Annotated in this window: 18 protein-coding genes and 1 tRNA gene; 9 read left to right on the plus strand and 10 right to left on the minus strand. The window is 66.8% G+C overall.

The window, feature by feature from the left end:
• Window positions 1–18: 18 nt before the first annotated feature.
• Together ACQHGV_RS03610 and thpR are read right to left on the minus strand one after the other, a co-directional pair.
• Window positions 19–555 carry a superoxide dismutase family protein gene (locus ACQHGV_RS03610; RefSeq protein ID WP_440980125.1) on the minus strand — a complete coding sequence of 179 codons (537 nt, stop codon included), beginning with the start codon at window positions 553–555 and terminating at the stop codon, window positions 19–21.
• A gap of 52 nt (window positions 556–607) precedes the next feature.
• Window positions 608–1,168 carry an RNA 2',3'-cyclic phosphodiesterase gene (gene thpR / locus ACQHGV_RS03615; RefSeq protein WP_440979456.1) on the minus strand — a complete coding sequence of 187 codons (561 nt, stop codon included), beginning with the start codon at window positions 1,166–1,168 and terminating at the stop codon, window positions 608–610.
• A 122-nt stretch (window positions 1,169–1,290) separates the two neighbouring features.
• On the opposite strand from thpR, the gene ACQHGV_RS03620 reads away from it, so the two are divergent.
• The 4 genes from ACQHGV_RS03620 (at window position 1,291) to ACQHGV_RS03635 (ending at window position 3,979) form a co-directional block, all read left to right on the plus strand.
• A complete protein-coding gene (locus ACQHGV_RS03620) occupies window positions 1,291–2,037 on the plus strand; it encodes a Bax inhibitor-1/YccA family protein (RefSeq protein WP_183951137.1) in 747 nt (248 codons plus the stop codon).
• 75 nt (window positions 2,038–2,112) lie between these two features.
• The gene (locus tag ACQHGV_RS03625) at window positions 2,113–2,892 is read left to right on the plus strand and encodes a transglutaminase-like domain-containing protein (protein WP_440979457.1); all 780 of its coding nucleotides are present in this window, start codon (window positions 2,113–2,115) and stop codon (window positions 2,890–2,892) included.
• A 61-nt stretch (window positions 2,893–2,953) separates the two neighbouring features.
• Window positions 2,954–3,241: a hypothetical protein gene (locus tag ACQHGV_RS03630; protein ID WP_440979458.1), complete on the plus strand. Its 288-nt coding sequence runs from the start codon at window positions 2,954–2,956 to the stop codon at window positions 3,239–3,241.
• Window positions 3,242–3,454: 213 nt separating this feature from the next.
• The gene (locus ACQHGV_RS03635) at window positions 3,455–3,979 is read left to right on the plus strand and encodes a hypothetical protein (protein ID WP_420854063.1); all 525 of its coding nucleotides are present in this window, start codon (window positions 3,455–3,457) and stop codon (window positions 3,977–3,979) included.
• A 55-nt stretch (window positions 3,980–4,034) separates the two neighbouring features.
• Here ACQHGV_RS03635 and ACQHGV_RS03640 read toward each other — a convergent pair whose 3' ends face one another.
• The 3 genes from ACQHGV_RS03640 to ACQHGV_RS03650 all read right to left on the minus strand — a co-directional run bounded on the left by ACQHGV_RS03640 (window position 4,035) and on the right by ACQHGV_RS03650 (window position 5,718).
• Window positions 4,035–4,766: an extensin-like domain-containing protein gene (locus ACQHGV_RS03640; protein WP_440979459.1), complete on the minus strand. Its 732-nt coding sequence runs from the start codon at window positions 4,764–4,766 to the stop codon at window positions 4,035–4,037.
• On the minus strand, window positions 4,766–5,539 hold the full coding sequence (locus tag ACQHGV_RS03645) for an NUDIX hydrolase (protein WP_440979460.1): 774 nt from the start codon (window positions 5,537–5,539) through the stop codon (window positions 4,766–4,768). Before ACQHGV_RS03645 ends, ACQHGV_RS03640 begins: the two co-directional genes overlap by 1 nt.
• A 103-nt stretch (window positions 5,540–5,642) precedes the next feature.
• A tRNA-Ala gene (locus ACQHGV_RS03650) sits at window positions 5,643–5,718 on the minus strand.
• Between the two features lie 246 nt (window positions 5,719–5,964).
• Between ACQHGV_RS03650 and ACQHGV_RS03655 the strand changes: the two genes are divergently transcribed.
• Both ACQHGV_RS03655 and ACQHGV_RS03660 read left to right on the plus strand, forming a co-directional pair.
• Entirely contained in the window at window positions 5,965–7,212 is a 1,248-nt protein-coding gene (locus ACQHGV_RS03655) for a DUF2171 domain-containing protein (protein WP_440979461.1), read from the plus strand.
• A 101-nt stretch (window positions 7,213–7,313) separates the two neighbouring features.
• On the plus strand, window positions 7,314–8,297 hold the full coding sequence (locus ACQHGV_RS03660; RefSeq protein WP_440979462.1) for an NADP-dependent oxidoreductase: 984 nt from the start codon (window positions 7,314–7,316) through the stop codon (window positions 8,295–8,297).
• Between the two features lie 145 nt (window positions 8,298–8,442).
• On the opposite strand, the gene ypfJ is transcribed toward ACQHGV_RS03660, so the two are convergent.
• Window positions 8,443–9,345 (minus strand): KPN_02809 family neutral zinc metallopeptidase, encoded by a 903-nt coding sequence (ypfJ, locus tag ACQHGV_RS03665; RefSeq protein WP_440979463.1) that lies wholly within the window; start codon window positions 9,343–9,345, stop codon window positions 8,443–8,445.
• 124 nt (window positions 9,346–9,469) lie between these two features.
• Between ypfJ and ACQHGV_RS03670 the strand changes: the two genes are divergently transcribed.
• Entirely contained in the window at window positions 9,470–10,255 is a 786-nt protein-coding gene (locus tag ACQHGV_RS03670) for a 3-hydroxybutyrate dehydrogenase (protein ID WP_440980126.1), read from the plus strand.
• A complete protein-coding gene (locus tag ACQHGV_RS03675) occupies window positions 10,255–10,926 on the plus strand; it encodes a DUF4893 domain-containing protein (RefSeq protein ID WP_440979464.1) in 672 nt (223 codons plus the stop codon). The genes ACQHGV_RS03670 and ACQHGV_RS03675 overlap by 1 nt, the downstream gene beginning before the upstream one ends.
• On the opposite strand, the gene ACQHGV_RS03680 is transcribed toward ACQHGV_RS03675, so the two are convergent.
• The 4 genes from ACQHGV_RS03680 to aceA all read right to left on the minus strand — a co-directional run bounded on the left by ACQHGV_RS03680 (window position 10,833) and on the right by aceA (window position 14,240).
• On the minus strand, window positions 10,833–11,510 hold the full coding sequence (locus tag ACQHGV_RS03680; RefSeq protein WP_440979465.1) for a hypothetical protein: 678 nt from the start codon (window positions 11,508–11,510) through the stop codon (window positions 10,833–10,835). The two genes, ACQHGV_RS03675 and ACQHGV_RS03680, sit on opposite strands and share 94 nt — an antisense overlap.
• An 8-nt stretch (window positions 11,511–11,518) precedes the next feature.
• The gene (locus tag ACQHGV_RS03685) at window positions 11,519–12,478 is read right to left on the minus strand and encodes a cation diffusion facilitator family transporter (protein ID WP_440979466.1); all 960 of its coding nucleotides are present in this window, start codon (window positions 12,476–12,478) and stop codon (window positions 11,519–11,521) included.
• A 293-nt stretch (window positions 12,479–12,771) separates the two neighbouring features.
• Window positions 12,772–12,930, minus strand: a complete 159-nt coding sequence (locus tag ACQHGV_RS03690) for a hypothetical protein (protein ID WP_183951124.1) — start codon at window positions 12,928–12,930, stop codon at window positions 12,772–12,774.
• 29 nt (window positions 12,931–12,959) lie between these two features.
• Window positions 12,960–14,240, minus strand: coding sequence for an isocitrate lyase (aceA, locus tag ACQHGV_RS03695; RefSeq protein ID WP_440979467.1), 1,281 nt, complete (start codon window positions 14,238–14,240; stop codon window positions 12,960–12,962).
• A gap of 184 nt (window positions 14,241–14,424) precedes the next feature.
• On the opposite strand from aceA, the gene ACQHGV_RS03700 reads away from it, so the two are divergent.
• A complete protein-coding gene (locus ACQHGV_RS03700) occupies window positions 14,425–15,816 on the plus strand; it encodes a helix-turn-helix domain-containing protein (RefSeq protein WP_440979468.1) in 1,392 nt (463 codons plus the stop codon).
• Window positions 15,817–15,831 lie beyond the last annotated feature (15 nt).

Genomic DNA, 15,831 nt, shown 5'->3' on the forward strand with positions numbered 1-15,831 from the left:
GGCCGATCGGAGTGGGGCTTAGTTGGCCTGGAACACGCCGCAGGCCAGACGCGCGCCGCTATTGCCGCTGGGGTCGGTCTTCAGATCGTCGGCGGCGGCATGGATGATGATCGCCGAGCCGTCCGCATCGAGCAGCCCCGCCATCGTCGCGCCCGGCAGCACGACGCCCAGCGTACCGCGCCCGTCATTGCCGACCGTCATGTTGGGCATGTCGCCCTCATGCGGGCCCTGCGGGTTCATGCTGCCATGCTGGCGCTGCGCGGGGTTCCAATGGCCGCCGGCGGTGGTGAAATCGGGCGCGTCGCACCGGCCGACGGTGTGGACATGGACGCCGTGCAGCCCCGCCGGCACGTTCATCGCGTCGAGCGTGACGCGCAGGCCGCCCGCTACCTCGGTCGCGGTCGCACGGCCGGCCTCGCCGCCGGTGCCGGTACGCAGCATCGCGGTCGCGCTCGGGGCGCCGGGGACGGGGGCACCGGTTTCCATCTTGGTCTGGTCGCAGGCGGCCAGGCCCAGTGCGAGGGTGCCGATGGTCAGCAGCGTGGCATATTTCATCATGTCGGAAGCTCCCTGTTCGAACGTCTTTTCATAGCCGGCACGCCAAGGTTCAGGCATCGGGCGCGCCGGTGTCCAGCGGCCAACGCATCACGGGTTCATAGGATGCGCCGCCATGACCCAGATGGCTTTGGTAGAGGACGAGGTGCTCCATCGCGAAGGGCGCGCTCGACAGGCCGGCATGGACCGCGCGCCACCCCGCGATCTCCGGCGCGCGGCCGGCCGAGCCGGGCAGGCGGGCCAAGGTGATATGTGGCAGATAGGCACGCGGCTCGGGTGACAGGCCCGCGCGCCCACAGGCCTGGTCGACCTTGCGGTGCAGATGCGCGAGCGCATCGTGCGGCGTGACCCCGGCCCACAGCGTGTCGACCCGCCCCCGGCGATCGAAGGTGCCGACACCCGCGATCCGCACGGTCGGCGCGGGTGCATGGACCTGTTCCAGCGCGGCGGCGATGTCTTCGGCCACCGGGCGATCGACCTCGCCGATGAAGCGCAGGGTCAGATGCAGCTGGTCGTCATCCTGCCAGCGGGCCGACGGAACACCATCCATCGCATCGGCGAGGAGGTCGCGAATGGCGGGCGGCGGGCGGAGTGCGATGAACAGGCGGAGCATAACAAAGTGTTTCTATCGTAATGACGCTATGATCGGGAACCGCTTTGGCTTGAAATGCGTCCCCGAGAGAGCGATATTTCCATCAACCGGCATATGGCCGGGCAAAGGAGCAATAGTTCACCATGGCAAACTGGTCTGATCCACGGCCGAGCGCCGCGCCGTTCGGAACCACCGCCAACACGGGCTCGACCGCGTTCGACGCCGGCCTGCGTTCGTACATGCTGTCCGTCTACAACTATATGGCGTCCGGCGTGCTGCTGACGGGTATCGTCGCGCTGCTGTTCGCCTGGGGCGGGGCGTCGAGCCCGGCCGCGCAGGTCTTCATGGGCGGCGGTCCGCTGAAGTACGTCATCATGTTCGCGCCGCTGGGCTTCGTCTTCGCGCTGAGCATGGGCCAGTCGCGGATGAAGACCTCGACGATGCAGCTGCTCTTCTGGGCGTTCGCGATCGTCATGGGTCTGTCGCTGTCGACCATCTTCCTGGTCTATAGCGGTTCGTCGATCGCGGGCGCGTTCTTCGCCACCGCGGCAGGCTTCGCGGCGCTGAGCCTGTACGGCTACACCACCAAGCGTGACCTGTCGGCCTTCGGCACCTTCCTGATCATCGGTCTGGTCGGTCTGATCGTCGCCAGCATCATCAACATCTTCCTTCAGTCGGGGACGATGGGTCTGGTCATCAGCTTCGTCGGCGTGCTGCTGTTCGCCGGTCTGACTGCTTATGATACGCAGCGTACCAAGTCGCTCTATTACGAGGTGCGCGGTACGTCGATGCAGGACCGCGTGGTCATCATGTCGGCGCTCAGCCTGTACCTCGACTTCATCAACATGTTCCTGTTCATCCTGCGCCTGACCGGCTCCAGCCGCGACTGACGCACGGCGACTATGAGTATCTTTCAGGGCCTGGCGGACGATCCGCCAGGCCCTTTTGCTATGACGGGATGATGTATGCGGCTGTCGATCGAAGTGTCGCTGGATTATACGCTGACCGCGCCGGCGGACATATTGCTGCAGATCGAAGCGGCGGCGATGGCCGACCAGTGGCTGGAAGAACAGTCGCTGACCATCTGGTCCGATCATGGCGTTACGGCGGTGCCGGGTGAGGACGGCATCGGGCAGCGTTGCTGGGTCCGCGCCGACCATGCCCTGTCCGCGCGGTACAAGGCGGTGGTCGTGATCGACCGCCCGGTCCATGACCTCCACGTCCTGCCGGCGACGCCGGCCCGCGCGCTGCCCGGAGTCCTGATCCCCTATCTGCTGCCCAGCCGTTATTGCGAGTCGGACAAGCTGGAGGGCTTCGTCCGCGCGCGCTTCGGCGGGCTGTCTGGCGGCGCGCTGGCCGCCGCGCTGGTCGATTGGGTGAAGACCCGGATGACCTATCGCGCGGGCAGTTCGCAGGGGGTTACGACCGCGCTCGACACCTTCGCCTCGCGCACCGGCGTGTGCCGCGACTATGCCCATCTGCTGGTCGCGCTGGCGCGGGCGGCGGAGATTCCGGCGCGCTGCGTTTCGGCCTATGCGCCGGGCGTCGATCCGCCCGATTTCCATGCGGTGGCCGAATTGTGGCTCGATGGCCGCTGGCATCTGGTCGACGCCACCGGCATGGCGCGCGCCGACGAGATCGCGCTGGTCGGGGTGGGGCGTGACGCGACCGACATCGCCTTCATGACCATCTTTGGCGAGGCGCAGCTGTGCGAGCAGAGCGTGCGCGTCGACCGGCTCGACTGACGGGCAGGAACGGTTGCGCGGGGTGGCTCGTTGATCCTGTCCACTGAGATGGGGAAGTGCCATGAATGACAGCATCGACGATCGCGCGCTGGACAGCGTTTCGGTAGCGCCCGGCGGCGCCAAGGCCGAGGAAGGCAACCGGCCGGACCAGCCCAGCCAACAGCCCGAGCAGGATGCCGGCCAGGACGAGGCGATCACCGACGAGATCGAAGGCAATCCCGACGATGTCGACGCGCAGCTCGACGAAAGCTTGGACGAGACGATGGACGCCAGCGATCCGCTTTCGATCACCCAGCCGGGGCGCAGCGATCCGGCACCGTCCTCGGGTTACGACAAGGACGAGCACTGAGCGCATGAAAGTTGCCGCGACGCCGCTTTAGGTTCGTAATTGGTTGCGACGACAGCGGTTCGTCGCAACCAATGTTGCGATGCGGCGCATTTCATGATCGTCTGTCCCTGACGCGTTCAGCCTTGCGTTAACCAACTTGGCGTAAGCTGGGCGCGTTCAACCAATGGGTGGGGTGACGATATGGGATCGAAGAACAGGCCAGCCGAAGGTGCGATGACCCTGGCCGAAATGAAGGAATTTGCGAGCTTCTCGGCATCGACGCAGCGTTATATCCGCCGCTCGCTCGATATCGGGCTGGACCGCGACGATGCGATGACCCGCTGGTCGCGCGATGTCGTCGAGGCCGCCAGCATCCGCGCGCAGGCGCGTCTATATCGCAACCTGCCCGAGGTGCGGCACCATATTCCGATCGACAGCGGTCTCGAATCGCTTGAACCCTTTCTGGCGCCAGCGGTGATGATCGCGGCATTCGATCTGGGGCAGGGGCGTCTGACCAGCTTCTCGGCCTTTCGCTTTCTCTATGAGCGGCTGATCGGGGCCGAGGTGCGGCCGTGGCTGCCCTCGCTGTTCTGCGCGGCGGCGGCGCTGCCGCATCTGCATCCCGAACTGCGTCGCCAGCTACTCCAGTCGATCAGCGAAGCGGCGGCCACCGCCGCCGGCTGGTCGAGCCGCCAGCCGGCCTTCTTCCCGCACTGGGTGGAAAAGGTCGATACGAACGGCACCTCGCTGGCCAGCTGACCCCGGGCCGGTGACGGGCCGGGGGGCCTCGTCACCGCCGGGATTACCGGTCAAGTCACCGGCAGGCGCGCCATCCCATCGGGCCGCGATAGGCCTGATCGAGATGGAGATGATCGGCATGCGCGGCATTGTAATCGGGGGACAGGGTCGTCGCGAACAGCTCGCAGGCCGAGTCGCGGACACGGCGCAGGAACCTGCCCTTGGCGCCGCTGTCCGACCAGTCGCGCAACACGCTGATCCGGCGGCCATCGCGCAAGCCGAAACCGGCGATGTCGACGGCATTGGCGCGGGCATGCTCGCTCCAGTCGCCCGTGCTGCGCCCGCTGATACGTCGGCAGTTATAGCTGCCGAGATGATCGATCCGGACGACCTCGGACCCCAGCAATTCGCGGGCGGCGCTCTGCACGCCATTCCACTCCCATAGCGCCAGCGAGGCGGCGACCGGACAGGATACGCCGAGCGAGGCCGGGCGATAGGCGATGGCCTGCGCGCCGCCATCGGCGAACCGCACGGCATCGTCATAGCCGCATTGTGCGCCATCACGTCGCGTCGGCAGGGGGTTGTAGCGGATGCCCGCCCGGTCGAGCAGCGCCATGCATTGCTCGCGATCCTGGGTGAGCGCCGTCAGCTTGCGCCCGGTCGACATGCCCACCGGTTGGCCGAGGTCGAGCGGTGCCCAGGGCACGTCTTGCGGCCTTTGCCGGCTCAGGCCCCAGAGCAGCAGCGCCAGCGCCGCGACGACGACGATGCCGACCAGAAGGCGAACGCCGTGGCGAAGCCCACGCATCAGCCGCGCTCGGCCCGCGACGCAGGTTCCGCCGTCACCGGAAAGCCCAGATCGTCAGGGATGCAGATCGACGGCACACCGTCGCGATCGGCCAGAAACGGGATGATCCGCCGCACCGGCCATGCTCCGGCATCGGCGGCCGCAGCGGCGAAGCTTTGGTAGAGCGCCAGCCGCTCCAGCGTGCGGCGCGTGGGAAAGATGATCCGCATCCGACCCGCGTCCGCTTGTGCCAGCGCCGAGGCGGCGGGAAGCCACCGCGCATCGACCGTCTCGCTGCCGTCGATCCTGGTCTCGGACCGGTCGCGGTCGATCCGGGCGAGATAGAAGCGCGCGTCGAAGCGGCGGACGGGACTATGTTCGGGGCACCAGCGCGCGAACGGGATCAGGGCGGCGGTGTCGATCGTCAGGTCGTGGTCACGCAGCACGTCCGCCAACGCCCGGCCCTGTCGCACCCCCTCGCATAGCGCCGCGCGCGCCGCGGCATCGAGGGTGGGGGAGAGGCCCACCGCAAGGCCGACCTCCTCGATCGTCTCGCGAATGGCGGCGATCCGCGCGGCGGTGTCGGCGGGGTCGGGATCGTCATGGGGGACCAGCGCATGATCGGCGGGATCGACGCGCCCGCCGGGAAAGACCATCGCGCCGCCCAGAAAGGCGAGCGTCGCACCCCGCTGCACCATCAATATCTCGGGCGGGTCGCCCGGGTCCATGCCGTCGCGTATCAGGATCAGACTGGCGGCGGGGATCGCATCCGGGATGGCGGGATCGTCGTTCATCGCCCGCTTAACGCGCAAAGCCGCCGGTCGGGCAAGCCGCGCGCGATGATGGCACGATTGGCGGGCTTCATGTCGGATCGGCGATGTCGGGAGATAGGCGGGGTGGTGGAGCTGAGGGGAATCGAACCCCTGACCTCTGCAGTGCGATTGCAGCGCTCTCCCATCTGAGCTACAGCCCCGCCCCGTGCCCGATCATGATCGGGAGCGACGCCATTAGCCGGTGATCCGGGGCGACGCAACACCGGTTCGATGCCATCGCTCAAAAATTTTTCCGACTCCTTCGACCTGTCGGGTGGCGCATTCCGTCGTGCGCACCGCATCGGCCACGGAACAATGTCTTGATCTGCCTCATTGAAACGCTCGGACGGTACAGGCGCCGGTGAGCGACCCTGGCCCCCGCAGGACCGGAATTCAGGAGAATATGGATGGCTTATGATCGCTATTCCCGCGACGCCAATCGGGGCGACCGCGACTTCGACTATGGCCGCGACTACGGCTCGGGCCGTGACTATACCTATTCCAGCGCGCGCAACTATGAAGCGGCGGGCGCCTTCGATCGCGACCGCGACGACGACCGTTATGGCAGCCGCAACGATGACCGCCGCGGTTATGGCGCACGCGACTATGGCTATCAGGGCTATGGCAACCGCGACTCGCTGAACCGGGGTCGTCAGGATTTCGACGGTCGCGCGTACGAGGGCCGTTACGGCGAAGGTCGCTCGGGCGGTTATACCGGCTATCGCGGCGAACGCGACTATGGCCGCGATTACCGCAGCGACCGCGATTACGATCGCGACGACAACCGCACGTCGAGCTACGGCAATTCGTCGCGCGGCTATGGCTATACCGGCGACCGCTATGGCCGCGACGATCGCCAGGACCGCGATTATGGCCGTCAGGGTCAGCAGGGCCAGCGCGGCGATTACGGTCGCCAGCCGCAGGGCTATGACTATGAGGATCGCGGCTTCTTCGCTCGCGCCGGGGACGAGGTCCGCTCGTGGTTCGGTGACGAGGACGCGGAGCGTCGTCGCGAGGCCGATGCCCGCTATGACGAGCGTTATTACGCGGAGCAGGACCATCATTACAACGACTGGCGCTCGGGCCAGATCGCCGCGCTCGACCGCGATTATGACGAATATCGCAGCGAGAACCGCACCAAGTTCCAGAACGAGTTCAGCAGCTGGCGCACCGAGCGTCAGGGCCAGCGCGACCTGCTGAACAAGGTGAAGGAGCATCAGGAGGTCGTCGGTTCGGACGGCAGCCATGTCGGCACCGTCGACAAGCTGCGCGGCGATCGCATCCTGCTGACCAAGAACGACCGCGACGCGGGCGGCCAGCACCACTCGATCCCGTCGCGCTGGCTGAAGTCGGTCGATGACAAGGTCACGCTGACCAAGACCGCCGACGAAGCCAAGGCCCAGTGGCGCGAGGAAGAGAATGCGCGCGCCATGTTCGGCGACCGCACCAATGACGACCGTGGCAACCGCTATGGCCAGTCGTCGAACAGCTACGGCCAGTCGAACAGCTATGGCCAGACCGGTTCGACCACCGGCACCGGCTCGACCACGACCGGCACGTCCACCACGGGCAGCACGTCGAGCACCACGGGGACGACCGGCACCACCGGCACGACCACGACCGGCAGCACGTCGGACACCAATCGCGGTTACTGATCGCACGGCTCGTCGCCATCGGTGACGACAGGGAAGGGCTCGGGTGGACAACACCCGGGCCCTTTCCCATTTACGAATATTGTAACGAAGAGGACAATTATATGAAGGCCTGGACCCTGGCCGCGCGCCCCAAGGGGCTGCCCGTCGACACCGACTTCGCGCTGGTCGAGCAAACGCTGCCCGATATTGCCGAGGGGCAGGTGCGCGTCGTCAATCGCTGGCTGTCGGTCGACCCCTATATGCGCGGGCGAATGAACGACACGAAGAGCTATGTGCCCCCGTTCCAGCTCGGCGAGCCGATGCAGGGCGGCGCGATCGGCGAGGTGGTCGAGAGCAAGGCGGATGGCATCGCGGTCGGAACCATGGTCAGCCACATGGCCGGCTGGCGCGACGAGGCGGTGCTACCCGCGCAGCATGTCCAGCCGCTGCCCGACATCAAGGCCGATCCGCAGGCGTTTCTGGGCCAGTTCGGCATGCCCGGCATGACCGCCTATTACGGCCTGCTGCATGTCGCCGAGGCCAAGCCGGGCGACACGGTGTTCGTCTCGGCGGCGGCGGGTGCGGTCGGCTCGACGGTCGTGCAGATCGCCAAGGCCAAGGGCATGACGGTGATCGGATCGGCGGGCGGCGCCGAAAAGGTCGAATGGGTACGCCAGCTGGGGGCCGATGCGGTCATCGACTATAAGAGCGGCACGCCGGTCACCGAGGCGCTGGGGCAGGTCGCCCCCGACGGGATCGACGTCTATTTCGACAATGTCGGCGGCGACCATCTGGACGCCGCGCTCGCCCATGCCAATCCGGGCGCGCGCTTCGCGATTTGCGGGATGATCGACGTCTATAACGACGCCAAGCCGACCAGCCTGAAATATCTCGCCCGTCTGATCGGCAATCGCGTGCGGATTCAGGGCTTCATCGTGTCCGACTTCAAGGACCATGAGGGCTTTTATCGCGACATGGCCGCGATGCTGTCGGAGGGTAAGCTGAAGCGCGAGGAGACGGTGTTCGAAGGACTGGACAAGACCCCCGAGGCGTTCCTGGCGCTGTTCTCCGGCGGCAACAAGGGCAAGATGCTCGTCAAGCTGTAACCGCCTTCCTCCCCTGTAAGGGGGGCATGCGCAGCATGGTGGAGGGGTGTCGCCGGTGGTGAGGATCTGTTTCCTCGCGAACCGGGACATCCCTCCGTCAGGCCTTCGGCCTGCCACCTCCCCTATAAGGGGAGGATCGATCCGTTCAGATCGCGCCCGAGAAGGTGTTGCACTGGGCCGGATCGCCCGTCTCGATGCCCCGCCGCAGCCAGCGCATCCGCTGTTCCGAGGTGCCATGGGTGAAGCTGTCGGGCACCACGCGGCCGGAGGCCTCGCGCTGGAGCGTATCATCGCCGATCGCCTGCGCGGCGGTCATGCCTTCCTGCACGTCGCCGGGCTCCAGACGGTCGCGATTGCGTGCGGCCCAGACGCCGGCATAGCAATCCGCCTGCAGCTCCAGCCGCACCGACAGGGCATTGCCCTCCGCCTGACCCGCCGCCTGCTGTGCGCGCCGCACCTGATCCGACGTGCCGAGCAGATTCTGGATGTGATGGCCGAACTCGTGCGCGACGACATAATAGCGTGCGAAATCGCCTTTCGCGCCGAAGCGGTTGGCGAGTTCGTCGAAGAAGCTCGTGTCGAGATAGATGCTGCTGTCGGTCGGGCAGTAGAAGGGCCCCATCGCCGCCTGCGCCGCGCCACAGCCCGACTGTCCCGAGCCGGTGAAGAAGCGCAGACCCGGCGGCGAGAAGCGCTGGCCGGACTCGGCGAAGATCTTTTCCCAGGTGTTCTGGGCGTTGCTGAACGCCTGACAGGTCTCGCGGCGTTCGGGCGAGGCTTCGCAGACCTGCCGCACATTTCCGCCTTCGCTGGACCCCGCGGTCCGCGTGACGGGCACGTTGCTGGAGCCGCCACCGGTCAACAGCCCCAGCGGGTTCATGCCGAGGACCGCCAGGATGATCAGGACGACGACGATGCCGCCACAGCCGAAGCGGCTGCCGATCAGCGGCAACAGGCCGAAGAGCAGCCCGCCGCCGCCGCCGCCGAAGCCGCCGCCACCCTGCGCCTCGCCGACATTGATGTCGTTGTCATAATCGTCGAGCCGCATGGCACATCACCCCTTTCGTCCTCGCCCACCTATCGGGTCTGGTTCGTTGAACCCGCAAGCCCTTCCGGCGGTTGCACGCGCGGATGCCAGGCCGCATGGTGCGGCGCATATCAAGGAGAAGCGCATGTTCCTGAAGGGCAAGACCGCGGTGATCTCTGGTTCCACCTCGGGCATCGGACTGGCCTATGCCAAGGCGCTGGCGGCGGAGGGGGCGGCTGTGATGCTGAACGGCTTCGGCGATGCGGATGCGATCGAGGCGAACCGCGCCGCGCTGGAACAGGCGAGTGGCGCCGCCGCGCTCTACGACCCCGCTGACATGACCCGGCCGGACGAAATCGCGGCGATGATCGACCGCGCGGCAAAGGAAACCGGATCGGTCGACATCGTCATCAACAATGCCGGTATCCAGCATGTCGCGCCGATCACCGAATTCCCGGTCGAGAAATGGGATGCGATCATCGCGATCAACCTGTCCTCGGCCTGGCACATGATGCGCGCCGCCATCCCACATATGCGGGAGAAGGGCTGGGGCCGGATCATCACCACCGCCTCGGCGCACAGCCTGGTCGCCAGCCCCAACAAGTCGGCCTATGTCGCGGCCAAGCACGGCGTCGTCGGCATCACCAAGACGGTGGCGCTGGAGGTGGCGACCGATGGCATCACCGCCAATTGCATCTCGCCCGGCTATGTCTGGACGCCGCTGGTCGAGAACCAGATTCCCGATACGATGAAGTCGCGCGGGCTGACCCGCGATCAGGTGATCGAGGATGTGCTGCTGAAGGCGCAGCCGACCAAGGAGTTCGTGACGATCGAACAGGTCGCGGCGCTGGCGCTGTTCCTGTGCCGGGACGAGGCCAAGGCGATCACCGGCGCCAATCTGTCGGTCGATGGCGGTTGGACGGCGCAGTGATGCGCGGGGGCAAGCGCTGCTCGCTGGTGCTGATGCTGGGGCTCGCGGCTGGCGGGGCGGGGATCGCCCATGCCGCGCGGCGGCAGGCGGAGGCGGTCGACTGGCGGCGCGCCGCGACCGAGGAGGATCGGCTGCGGCTGCGCAACTGGCGCGACGCGTGGATGAAGGGGCTGCGCCAGGCACGGGCCGGCGGCTGGGAAACGGACGTCGCGGCGCTGGGCGAACTGGTCAATCCGGACCGTTCGATCGCCGAGCCCGGGCTGCCCGATGGCGATTACCGATGCCGCACGATCAAGCTGGGGTCGCAGGGGCGCGGCACGCTGACCTATATCGCCTATCCCTATTTCCGCTGCCGCGTGTCGGACGGCGGCAAGCAGCTGGTGAAGCTGACCGGATCGCAGCGGCTGACGGGGCGCCTCTACCCCGACACCGATGCGCGCAGCATTTTCCTGGGCACGTTGATGCTGGGGGACGAAGAGCGATCCTATGCCTATGGCCAGGACCGCGCGCGCGACATGGCGGGCGTGCTGGAGCGGGTCGGCGAGCGCAGCTGGCGGATCGCCTTTCCCTATCCGGCTTACGAGTCGATTCTGGACGTGGTCGAACTGGTGGCCGATGAAGGTACGGCCGGTACGGGCGCAGGCGGCACCGCCGGGGCCAGCGGCACCTGACCGATCGGCGCGCCGAAAGCCGGCAGCGGCAGCAGCGAGGCGAGATAAGCCTTGCCCGACATGCCCAGCACCGTGACCCGGTCGGCATTGGCGCTGGCCACCGCCTTCAGATAGGAGCGCGGCTTCTTCATCAGCTCGGGGTGATCCAGTCCGACGAGACCCAGCCGCCGGGCGGCCTCCTGGACGAAATGGACGCAGTTGCGCCGGTTCAGATTGTAATGGCCGTCGCCCGTCTTGTCGTCCCACGCCGCGACCAGCGCCAATATGTCACCATATTGCGCGTCGGTCATGACATAGGAAAACTGCGCGTCGCTGGTCGAGATATAGAAGGGTTTCGAGATGTCGAGCCGCCCCGGCACCGTGCCCATCAGGATCGCCGGCGACACCGATTTGGCGGTGAAGCCGTAATTGGCATCGACCGGCTGGCCCGTCGCATCGACCGTGCCGCGCAGCGAGAAGAAGGCGTGGGGAAAGCTGTTCCCCAGCTCATGGCTCCAGAAGGTGATCGTGACGGCGGCCTGGGCCGGCAGGGCCCATCCGATCCACAAAGCGAAGGCGAGCAGAAGGCGCAGCGACTTGGTCATGATACCGCTTATAACCTGGGTTGGGGCGCAGCCGTAGCGGCATTTTCGCGCTTTTCCGGGCGAATATAGATGGATGACAGGCTGGGCACCGCGCGCCGCAGATCATCCTCCAGCGTCTCGATCATCGTCTCCGCCGCACCCATGGGCAGGCTGTCGACGAAATCGGCGCTGATCGCGGCGAAGATGCTGTCGGGCGCGGTGTGGATCGTGCGGATATGGTTCACATGGCTGATCCACGGGCGTTCGGCGACGATGCCGCGTATCGTCTCGACCACCGCCGGGTCGGCCCGCTCGCCGATCAGCAGCCCTTTTGCCTCGCGCGCCAGCAGCACCGCGACCAGGCCCAGCACCACCCCGATCAGGATCGAGGCGATGCCATCGATGCGCGGATCGTTAAGTTCGTGCGACAGGAAGACGCCCAGGCCCGCGATGACCAGCCCCGCCAGCGCCGCCGAATCCTCGAACAGCACGATGAAACCCGCCGGGTCCTTCGACTCGTGGATCGCCCGCCACCAGCCGGCATCGCCCTTCGACCGGCGGAACTCGCGTACCGCGATCGTCCAGGATGCTCCTTCTAGGGCGAAGGCGATGGCCAGCACGATATAGTTGACCGTCGGGTCGACCAGCGGTTCAGGGGCACGGACGTGCAGCCAGCCTTCATAGATCGAGATGCCGGCGCCCAGTGCGAAGATCAGGATGGCGACGACGAACGCCCAGAAATACAGCTCGCGGCCATAGCCGAACGGGTGGATGGCATCCGGCCCGCGTTTGGCGCGCTTCTGGCCATAGAGCAGCAGGATCTGGTTGCCGCTGTCGACGACCGAATGGACGCCCTCGGTCAGCATCGATGACGATCCGGTAATGCCGGCGGCGACGAACTTGGCCACGCCGATGCCCAGATTGGCCGCCAGCGCGCCGTAGAGGACTATGTTCTCGCGAATACGCGCGGTCAGGCCGGTATCGGGCATGGAGCGCTAAGCGTCCCATCGGGGTCGTTGTTCCGCCGTGAAAACAAACCCCGCCGGTGGGTGCCGGCGGGGTGCCTCCTTCCCCAAGGAAGTCTTGGACGGTGGGGTGCGTTACTGTCATTCGAAGCGTGCATTTCGACTTCGCTCAGCGCGAACGGAGGTTGGGACAAAGGCCTCGTGTCAGAGCCGATCCCAAACCGTCGTTCAGCCTGAGCCCTTCGACTGGCTGGCAAGCCAGCCGCTCAGGATAAACTTCGGCGCGTTGCGCCGAAGTCGAAGGCCAAGGGATCACCTCAAGAGGCGATCCGCCCCAGCCGGTGGTAGAGATGCGCGAACTTCACCGAGCGGGGATCGTCCGCGACGCGCTTGACGTGTTCGGCGATGGCTTCCTTCATCAGCGCGAAGTCCTCGGTCGAGAAGACGGCACGGCTGCGTTGGGGTTCGGTCTGCATGATCAGGTCTCCTTTCCATTTCGGGGTTATTATGCCGCCTGCTCGAACTGGGCGGCTTCGGTCGATTCGGCGAGCGCGGTGGTCGAGCTTTCACCGCCCGCCGCCACTTGTGCGACGAGGTCGAAATAGCCGGTGCCCACCTCGCGCTGGTGGCGGGTCGCGGTATAGCCATGGGTTTCGGCGGCGAACTCGGCCTGTTGCAGTTCGGAATAGGCCGCCATGCCTCGATCGCGATAGCCGCGCGCCAGCTCGAACATGCCGAAGTTCAGCTGATGGAACCCCGCCAGCGTGACGAACTGGAACTTGTACCCCATCGCCCCGATCTCGCGCTGGAAACGGGCGATGTCGTCGCGGTCGAGATTCTTTTCCCAATTGAAGCTGGGCGAGCAATTATAGGCCAGCATTTTATTGGGATGTTCGCGCTTGATCGCCTCGGCGAAGCGGCGGGCGTCGTCGAGATTGGGCTTGGACGTCTCCCACCACAACAGGTCGGCATGGGGGGCGAAGGCCAGTCCGCGCTTGATGCAATGGTCGACGCCGGTTCCCTCCTTCAGGCGGTAGAAGCCCTCGGCGGTCCGCTCGCCCGTCAGGAACTCGCGGTCGCGCTCGTCGACCTCGGAGGTGATCAGGCGCGCGCTTTCGGCATCGGTGCGCGCGCAGATGATCGTCGGTACGCCCGACACGTCGGCCGCCAGCCGTGCCGCGTCCAGATTGCGGATATGCGTCTGGGTGGGGATCAGCACCTTGCCGCCCAGATGCCCGCACTTCTTTTCCGAGGCGAGCTGGTCCTCGAAATGCACCCCCGCCGCGCCCGCCGCGATATAGGATTTCATGATCTCGAAGCAGTTGAGCGGGCCGCCGAACCCGGCCTCGGCATCGGCGACGATCGGGGCGAACCAATCGCGGGTGACGCCGCCCTCGGCATGTTCGATCTGGTCGGCGCGCGCCAGCGTCGCGTTGATCCGCCGCGCCAGTTCCGGCCCGGCATTGGCGGGGTAGAGCGACTGATCGGGGTACATCTGTCCCGCCGTGTTGGCGTCGGCCGCCACCTGCCAGCCCGACAGATAGATGGCCTTCAGCCCGGCACGCACCATCTGCATCGCCTGATTGCCCGACAGCGCGCCCAGCGCATGGACATAATCCTCGGTCCGCAACAGCTCCCAGAGCTTCAGCGCGCCGCGCCGCGCCAGCGTATGCTCGATCGCCACCGACCCGCGCAGCCGCTGGACATCGGCCGGGCTGTAGGGGCGCTCAATCCCGTCGAACCGCCCGGCGGGGGCGGGAATGAGGTCGGAGAAGCTGAGCGTCATGGCATATCCTTTACAAAGTCACTGTCCTTGATGATGAGATTGACGGGTGAGGGCGACGTAGAACAGCAAGTGGTAAGAAATGGCGGGTGATGACGTCATCATCGCCAAGCTATCAAAAGTCGCAATGTAAAGAATTGACAAGCTGGTTGGCGGGGCGCAGCATCGTCGGAGAGGGAGCGGCGACATGAGTACGGCAAAGCTGATCGCGGGCCATGCGGTGCGGCGGCTGCGTCGCCAGCAGGGTCTGTCGCAAGCGGCGATGGCCGAGATGCTCGACATCTCGCCCAGCTATCTCAACCTGATCGAACGCAACCAGCGGCCGGTGTCGGCGGCGTTGCTGGTCCGGCTGGTCGAGACGTTCGACTTCGATCCACGCGCGCTGACGGCCGATGCGCCGGGCGGCGGCGCGGCGGCGATGCGGCGGCGGCTGGCCGATCCCATGTTCGCCGATCTGGAGATCGACCGCGCCGAGCTGGAGGAATGGCTGGCCGCAGCACCCGGCGGCGCGGAGGCGTTCGCCCGCGCCTTCGACCGCTGGAGCGGGGAGGGCGCGCCGGCCGCCACTCCGGTCGCGATCGATCCGACGATCATGGTCCGTCGCGAGATCGAACGCTGGCGCAACCACTTCCCCGATCTCGACGCCGCCGCCGAAATGCTGGCCGACGAACTCCGCATGGGGGCGGCCGATCTGTACGGTGCGCTTACCGAGCGGCTGCGTGTGCGACATGCGCTGTCGATCCGCATCCTGCCGATCGACATCCTGCCGGACACGCTCGTTCGCCTCGACCTTCATGCCCGCCAGATCCAGCTGTCGGAAATGCTGGAGGGGCCCGCGCGCGTCTTCGCGCTGGCGATGCAACTGGGACTGCTGGAGGCGCGGAGTGAGATCGACGCGCTGACGCGCGGTGCGGCGTTCGGGGACCGCACCGCCGAACGGCTGTTCCGCCGCTATCTGGGCCAGTATTTCGCCGCCGCGCTGGTCATGCCCTATGCGCGGTTCCTGCGCGCGTGCGAGGCGACGGGCTATGACCTGCCCGTCCTGGAGCGCCGCTTCGCCGTGTCGCGCGAGCAACTGGCGCACCGGCTGACGACGCTCGGCCGCGTGGGCGCGCGCGGCCTGCCCTTTTTCCTGATGCGGCTGGACCGGGCGGGGCAGGTGTCGAAACGCTATGCCGGCCCCGCGCATCCCGCGCTGGTCAAGGCGGAGGGGCGCTGCCCCTTGTGGCGGGCGCTGTCGTTGGTCGACCGGCCGGGCGAGACGCTGACCGAGCTGGTCGAAATGGAGGGTGGCGTGCGGCTCCTGACCATGGCCTCGGGCATCGAGAAGGCGGGACGTTCGATCAGCGGGGTCACCGCGCGCTTCGTCATCGTCCTGGGGGTGGAGGCGTCGCTGGCCGACGGACTGGCGGCGGCGCGGGGGCGCGACCTGAAGGGGGCGGCGACGCCGATCGGGCCGGGGTGCCGGCGCTGCACCCGCCCCGACTGCCCGCAGCGATCGCATCCCCCCATGGGCCGCAGCCTGCTGACCACCGAGCGTGAACGGCGGGTCGCGCCGCTCGTCTTCGCGGGCGACTGATCATGGCTTCACCAT

Origin of the sequence: Sphingomonas pseudosanguinis (assembly GCF_052056765.1) — a bacterium.
Lineage (GTDB): Bacteria > Pseudomonadota > Alphaproteobacteria > Sphingomonadales > Sphingomonadaceae > Sphingomonas > Sphingomonas pseudosanguinis.

What these genes read in the sequence shown, in the direction of transcription:
- ACQHGV_RS03610 (WP_440980125.1), bottom strand. Translation starts at nt 555, where the DNA reads ATGAAATATGCCACGCTGCTGACCATCGGCACCCTCGCACTGGGCCTG.
- thpR (WP_440979456.1), bottom strand. Translation starts at nt 1,168, where the DNA reads ATGCTCCGCCTGTTCATCGCACTCCGCCCGCCGCCCGCCATTCGCGAC.
- ACQHGV_RS03620 (WP_183951137.1), top strand. Translation starts at nt 1,291, where the DNA reads ATGGCAAACTGGTCTGATCCACGGCCGAGCGCCGCGCCGTTCGGAACC.
- ACQHGV_RS03625 (WP_440979457.1), top strand. Translation starts at nt 2,113, where the DNA reads ATGCGGCTGTCGATCGAAGTGTCGCTGGATTATACGCTGACCGCGCCG.
- ACQHGV_RS03630 (WP_440979458.1), top strand. Translation starts at nt 2,954, where the DNA reads ATGAATGACAGCATCGACGATCGCGCGCTGGACAGCGTTTCGGTAGCG.
- ACQHGV_RS03635 (WP_420854063.1), top strand. Translation starts at nt 3,455, where the DNA reads ATGACCCTGGCCGAAATGAAGGAATTTGCGAGCTTCTCGGCATCGACG.
- ACQHGV_RS03640 (WP_440979459.1), bottom strand. Translation starts at nt 4,766, where the DNA reads ATGCGTGGGCTTCGCCACGGCGTTCGCCTTCTGGTCGGCATCGTCGTC.
- ACQHGV_RS03645 (WP_440979460.1), bottom strand. Translation starts at nt 5,539, where the DNA reads ATGAACGACGATCCCGCCATCCCGGATGCGATCCCCGCCGCCAGTCTG.
- ACQHGV_RS03655 (WP_440979461.1), top strand. Translation starts at nt 5,965, where the DNA reads ATGGCTTATGATCGCTATTCCCGCGACGCCAATCGGGGCGACCGCGAC.
- ACQHGV_RS03660 (WP_440979462.1), top strand. Translation starts at nt 7,314, where the DNA reads ATGAAGGCCTGGACCCTGGCCGCGCGCCCCAAGGGGCTGCCCGTCGAC.
- ypfJ (WP_440979463.1), bottom strand. Translation starts at nt 9,345, where the DNA reads ATGCGGCTCGACGATTATGACAACGACATCAATGTCGGCGAGGCGCAG.
- ACQHGV_RS03670 (WP_440980126.1), top strand. Translation starts at nt 9,470, where the DNA reads ATGTTCCTGAAGGGCAAGACCGCGGTGATCTCTGGTTCCACCTCGGGC.
- ACQHGV_RS03675 (WP_440979464.1), top strand. Translation starts at nt 10,255, where the DNA reads ATGCGCGGGGGCAAGCGCTGCTCGCTGGTGCTGATGCTGGGGCTCGCG.
- ACQHGV_RS03680 (WP_440979465.1), bottom strand. Translation starts at nt 11,510, where the DNA reads ATGACCAAGTCGCTGCGCCTTCTGCTCGCCTTCGCTTTGTGGATCGGA.
- ACQHGV_RS03685 (WP_440979466.1), bottom strand. Translation starts at nt 12,478, where the DNA reads ATGCCCGATACCGGCCTGACCGCGCGTATTCGCGAGAACATAGTCCTC.
- ACQHGV_RS03690 (WP_183951124.1), bottom strand. Translation starts at nt 12,930, where the DNA reads ATGCAGACCGAACCCCAACGCAGCCGTGCCGTCTTCTCGACCGAGGAC.
- aceA (WP_440979467.1), bottom strand. Translation starts at nt 14,240, where the DNA reads ATGACGCTCAGCTTCTCCGACCTCATTCCCGCCCCCGCCGGGCGGTTC.
- ACQHGV_RS03700 (WP_440979468.1), top strand. Translation starts at nt 14,425, where the DNA reads ATGAGTACGGCAAAGCTGATCGCGGGCCATGCGGTGCGGCGGCTGCGT.